Raw genomic sequence first — 5416 nt, forward strand, 5'->3', positions numbered from 1 at the left:
CCAGCTGGCCCTGGAACATCGCATAGACGGTCGGGATCGAGCGGATCTGGAATTGGTTGGCGATGAACTGGTTCTTGTCGGTGTCGATCTTGGCCAGCACGACGCCCTTGTCGGCATAGGCCTCCGCGACCTTCTCCAGCGTCGGGCCCAGCGCCTTGCACGGCCCGCACCATTCCGCCCAGAAGTCCAGGATCACCAGCTTGGTCATCGACGGCTCGACGACATCGCGGCGGAAGGCGGTGACGGCTTCCTTGTCGGCGGGCGACATTCCCAACGTGGCCAAAAGACGCTCCTTTACGTGTTGCTCGGCCCTATGTGGGCGAGCGGGTGCGGTAATGAAAGGTGGCGGCGTAAATCAGCCGTTCAGCCGGGCGATCGTGCGCTCACGCCCGATCAGCGGCAGGAGCGCGGCCATGTCCGGCCCCTCCGCGCGTCCGGTCAGTGCGAGTCGCAGCGGCAGGAACAGCGTCTTGCCCTTGCGCCCGGTCGCGTCCTTCAACGCGGCGGTCAGCGTAGCCCAAGGATCTTTCCCCCAGTCGATCTGCCCCGCGACCTCGGCCGCCTGTGCCAGATAGGCGCGGTCGTCCTCGACAGGCTCGGGCGCGTCCACCGGCCCCTCTATCACCTGCCACCAGTCGGCCGCCTCGGCGACGGTGTTGAGGTTGGGACGCACCGCCCCCCATTCCGCCGCGCCCATGCCGGTCGGCAGGCGGCCGGCGACGGCCTCATACGGCGTCTGGTGGAGGATTCGCGCGTTCAGCTGCGCCAGTTCCGCCTCGTCGAACCGCGCAGGCGCACGACCGAAGCGCGAAAAGTCGAACCCGGCGATCAGCGGCGCCATGTCGGCGACCGGCTCGACCGGATCGCTGGTCCCGATCCGCGCGAGGAGCGCCCGCACCGCCTGCGGCTCGATCCCGATCTCGCGAAAGTGATCGACGCCCAACGAGCCGAGTCGCTTGGACAACTTGCCCTCATGGCCGGTCAGCAACGCGGCATGGGCAAAGCGCGGCAACTCCGCGCCCAGCGCCTGGAACATCTGAATCTGCAGCGCGGTGTTGGAGACGTGATCCTCGCCCCGCACCACCTGGGTCACGCCCATGTCGATATCGTCGATCACGGAGGGGAGCATATAGAGCCATGTCCCGTCGGCGCGGCGGATGACGGGATCGCTCATCGTCGCGGGGTCGAAGCGCTGAGGCCCGCGCACCGCATCGTCCCATTCGATCGCTGCACCATGGTCGAGCTTGAAGCGCCAGTGCGGACGGACGCCCTCGGCCTCCAACTTGGCGCGGTCTTCCTCGGTCAGGGCCAGCGCGGCGCGGTCGTATACCGGCGGCAGGCCCCGCCCGAGCTGAATCTTGCGCTTCAGGTCGAGTTCCTGTGCGCTCTCATAAGCGGGGTACACATGGCCGCTCGCGACCAGCTCAGCAAAGCGTGTCTCGTACAGCGCGAAACGCTCGGATTGACGGACTTCGCTATCCGGGTTCAGCCCCAGCCAGGCCAAATCCGCCCGGATCGCCTCGACATAGCGCTCCTCGCTCCGTTCCGCATCGGTGTCGTCGATGCGCAGCAGGAAGCGCCCGCCGGCCTTTTGCGCATATATCCAGTTGTGCAGCGCGGTGCGGATATTGCCGACATGCAGCCGCCCGGTGGGCGAAGGAGCGAAACGGGTCACGGTCATGACCGCCGCCATAATCGGGGAATCACCTTTGCGCTATTGTGACAGCGCGATTAAGGGGGCGGGCATCACTGGGCTGTCTGCGGGGACGGGATACCACCATGAAATTGATGACCGGCAATTCGAACCTGCCGCTGGCGAAGGCGATCTCCTCCTATCTGGAGGTGCCGCTGACCGAGGCGCTGGTGCGCCGCTTCGCCGATGAGGAAATCTTCGTCGAGATTCAGGAAAACGTCCGCGGCGAGGACGTGTTCGTGATCCAGTCGACCGGCTATCCGGTCAACGACAACCTCATGGAACTGCTCATCATGATCGACGCGCTGAAGCGCGCGTCGGCCAGCCGCATCACCGCGGTCATCCCCTATTTCGGCTATGCGCGCCAGGACCGGAAGCCCGGCCCGCGCACGCCGATCTCGGCCAAGCTGGTCGCCAATCTCATCACCGTCGCGGGCGCCGATCGCGTCCTGTCGGTCGACCTGCACGCCGGTCAGATCCAGGGATTCTTCGATATTCCGACCGACAATCTCTATGCCGCGCCGGTCATGTCGGCGGACATCCTGGCGCGCTTCAAGAACGACAATCTGATGGTCGTGTCGCCCGACGTCGGCGGCGTGGTCCGCGCGCGCCAGCTCGCCAAGCGCCTCAACAACGCCCCGCTCGCCATCGTCGACAAGCGTCGCGAGCGTGCGGGCGAGTCGGAGGTGATGAACATCATCGGTGACGTCGAAGGTCGCTTCTGCATCCTGATCGACGACATCGTCGACTCGGCGGGCACGCTGTGCAACGCGGCCGCCGCGCTGCGCCAGGCGGGGGCCGAGGACGTCGTCGCCTATGTCACCCACGGCGTGTTGTCGGGTGGCGCGGTGGCGCGAGTCGACGGCTCGGAACTGCGCGAGCTGGTCATCACCGACTCGATCGGCAACCACGAATCGATCAGCGGCACCGGCAAGATCCGCCACCTGCCCATCGCTCCGCTGCTGGGCGAGGCGATCAAGCGGATCGCCGACGAGACGAGCGTTTCAAGCCTGTTTGATTAAGATGGAAAAACCCCACTCGATCGGGCGGGGGTCTTGAAAACTATCGTCATTGCGAGCGTAGCGAAGCAATCCAGGGCCCCAACCTGGACGTTCTGGATTGCTTCGCTACGCTCGCAATGACGGGGTGTCAGCGATTCCCCAGGCTAACGATATGCTCGAACACCGCCGGATGAAGCGGCTTTGAGAAGGCACAGCCATATTTGAACCGATCGCGCCACGCGATCACCGCCTCCAGCGGGGCAAGACCCGGCAGGGTCAGCCAGACGATCGTGCCCGGCCACAGCGTGAAGCTGGTCTCGGCGCGAAAGCCCTCGGGCGACAGGTCGACGACGTCGATCTCGAACCGGGTCTGCCCCTTGTCGCGCAAATGCGCGCGCATCCGCACCGCATGACGCAGCGAGCGACGTAGTTCCTGGCCGGGGACCGGCTCGAATGGCGGTGTGAAGACCGGTTTTTCCATAACGCTCCCCTTAAGCCACAAGAAGGTTACTTTTCCGCCAACGCCCGTTCGCGATCAACATCCGCGGCGACGCCCACGGGGCGGCGGACCCCGGCGCGCGAACGACGCTTCAACTCGGCCTTCAGGTCCTCGGGCTTGGGGGCGACCAGAAAGCCGAAGCTGACCGTGCCTTCCTTGGTCTCCACCACATGATGCAGCCGGTGCGCCTGGATGATGCGCTTCATATAATCCGACTTGGGCAGATAACGCGTCGGCAGCCTTTTATGGACGATGATGTCGTGAAAGCCGAAATAGATCGCGCCGTACGCCGCGATCCCCGCGCCGATCCAGGTGAAGCCCGGCCACCAGCCCAGCTGCACCCCGCCCAGGATCATCACGAAGGACGGAACGGCGAAGATCGCCGCATAGAGGTCGTTCAATTCCCAGTTGCCGGTGCGCGGGCGGTGATGGCTTTCGTGCAGGAACCAGCCCGGCCCGTGCATGATCCAGCGGTGCGCGGCATAGGCGAACCCCTCCATGAAGATCACGGTGCCGAGAAACAGAAGAATGCCGAAAGCCCAGTTCATCGAGTCGCCATAACCCATCCGCGATGATTTTGCTTCCTATTCCGTCGGTCGCGCGGATCTAACGGTCTGACGTCGCATAAATCGCACTTGCAATGCATTTGCATTAACGCCGTTTCGGGGTGGATTTGTCCGCGCGGCTGTGCTTTAGCCGCACCCAATTTCCCTAGAACCACCCGAGAGGCGGAAGGCTAGCGCATGAACATCCACGAATATCAGGCCAAGGAATTGCTCGCCAAGTTCGGCGTGCCCGTCCCCGCCGGCTTCGCCGCGATGACCGTCGAGGAGGCCGTCGAGGCATCGTCCAAGCTCCCCGGCCCGCTCTACGTCGTCAAGGCGCAGATCCATGCGGGCGGCCGCGGCAAGGGCAAGTTCAAGGAACTCGGCCCCGACGCCAAGGGCGGTGTCCGCCTGGCCAAGACCGCCGACGAAGTGCGCGCTGCCGCCACCGACATGCTGGGCAACACGCTGGTCACCATCCAGACCGGCGAAGCGGGCAAGCAGGTCAACCGCCTGTACGTGACCGACGGCGTCGACATCGCGAAGGAATTCTACCTCGCGCTGCTCGTCAACCGCGCGACCGGCCGTGTCTCGATGGTTGCCTCGACCGAGGGCGGCATGGACATCGAAACCGTGGCGCATGACACGCCCGAGAAAATCCACTCGATCGACATCGACACCGCGACCGGCTTCATGCCGCATCACGGCCGCGCCGTCGCCGCTGCGCTGGAGCTGACCGGCGACCTCGCCAAGCAGGCGCAGAACGTCGCCGCCAAGCTGTACGACGCGTTCCTGGGCACCGATGCCGAGCAGATCGAGATCAACCCGCTCGCCGTCACCGAGGACGGCAAGCTGATGGTGCTCGACGCCAAGGTCGGCTTCGACGGCAACGCCATGTTCCGTCACAAGGACCTGATGGAACTGCGCGACACCACCGAAGAAGACGCGATGGAGCTGGAGGCGTCGAAGTACGACCTGGCGTACATCAAGCTCGACGGTGACATCGGCTGCATGGTCAACGGCGCCGGCCTCGCCATGGCGACGATGGACATCATCAAGCTGAACGGCATGTTCCCGGCCAACTTCCTCGACGTCGGCGGCGGCGCGAACAAGGAAAAGGTCACCGCGGCGTTCAAGATCATCCTGAGCGATCCGGCGGTGAAGGGCATCCTGGTCAACATCTTCGGCGGCATCATGCGCTGCGACATCATCGCCGACGGCATCGTCGCGGCGGCGAAGGAAGTGAACCTGCAGGTTCCGCTGGTCGTCCGCCTCGAGGGTACGAATGTCGAGAAGGGCAAGGAAATCCTCGCCAATTCGGGTCTCGCCATCGTCCCCGCCAACGATCTGGGTGACGCCGCCAAGAAGATCGTCGCCGAGGTGCAGAAGGTCGCGTAAGTCGCACCTTCGGCCCTGATGGACCGATTAAAGGGGGCTCGGGCGGAAACGTCCGGGCCCCTTTCTCGTTGGTCGGGCTGAATGCTTGCGATGCACTCGCAAGGCCGCTTAAGACGGCGGCATGTTGGGCTGTTCAGCCGGGAAGGACCTGCGATGAAGATCGTCGTGCCCGTGAAGCGGGTGTTGGATTATAATGTGAAGCCGCGCGTGAAGGCGGACGGGACGGGCGTCGATCTGGCGAACGTGAAGATGTCGATGAACCCGTTCGACGAGATCGCGG

6 protein-coding genes and 1 pseudogene are annotated in these 5416 nt (G+C 64.5%); 3 read left to right on the forward strand and 4 right to left on the reverse strand.

Features of this window, described 5'->3' with window-relative positions; all coding sequences use genetic code 11:
* Together QZ847_RS01370 and gltX are read right to left on the reverse strand one after the other, a co-directional pair.
* Positions 1–268, reverse strand: a 268-nt coding sequence (locus QZ847_RS01370; protein WP_294352408.1) for a thioredoxin domain-containing protein, incomplete at its 3' end; no start/stop codon positions are given.
* An 87-nt stretch (positions 269–355) separates the two neighbouring features.
* Positions 356–1681, reverse strand: a complete 1326-nt coding sequence (gltX, locus tag QZ847_RS01375; protein WP_294352404.1) for a glutamate--tRNA ligase — start codon at positions 1679–1681, stop codon at positions 356–358.
* Positions 1682–1779: 98 nt separating this feature from the next.
* Here gltX and QZ847_RS01380 point away from each other — a divergent pair, with 98 nt between their 5' ends.
* Positions 1780–2715 carry a ribose-phosphate pyrophosphokinase gene (locus tag QZ847_RS01380; RefSeq protein WP_058744857.1) on the forward strand — a complete coding sequence of 312 codons (936 nt, stop codon included), beginning with the start codon at positions 1780–1782 and terminating at the stop codon, positions 2713–2715.
* Between the two features lie 127 nt (positions 2716–2842).
* On the opposite strand, the gene QZ847_RS01385 is transcribed toward QZ847_RS01380, so the two are convergent.
* Both QZ847_RS01385 and QZ847_RS01390 read right to left on the reverse strand, forming a co-directional pair.
* Entirely contained in the window at positions 2843–3175 is a 333-nt protein-coding gene (locus QZ847_RS01385; RefSeq protein WP_294275152.1) for a PilZ domain-containing protein, read from the reverse strand.
* A 26-nt stretch (positions 3176–3201) separates the two neighbouring features.
* Positions 3202–3741: a sterol desaturase family protein gene (locus QZ847_RS01390; protein WP_294275153.1), complete on the reverse strand. Its 540-nt coding sequence runs from the start codon at positions 3739–3741 to the stop codon at positions 3202–3204.
* Positions 3742–3936: 195 nt separating this feature from the next.
* Between QZ847_RS01390 and sucC the strand changes: the two genes are divergently transcribed.
* Positions 3937–5136 carry an ADP-forming succinate--CoA ligase subunit beta gene (sucC, locus tag QZ847_RS01395; protein ID WP_294352406.1) on the forward strand — a complete coding sequence of 400 codons (1200 nt, stop codon included), beginning with the start codon at positions 3937–3939 and terminating at the stop codon, positions 5134–5136.
* A gap of 153 nt (positions 5137–5289) precedes the next feature.
* Positions 5290–5416 (forward strand): annotated as a pseudogene (locus tag QZ847_RS01400) (electron transfer flavoprotein subunit beta/FixA family protein); the annotation flags it as partial.

Origin of the sequence: uncultured Sphingomonas sp. (assembly GCF_913778135.1) — a bacterium.
Taxonomy (GTDB): Bacteria; Pseudomonadota; Alphaproteobacteria; order Sphingomonadales; family Sphingomonadaceae; genus Sphingomonas.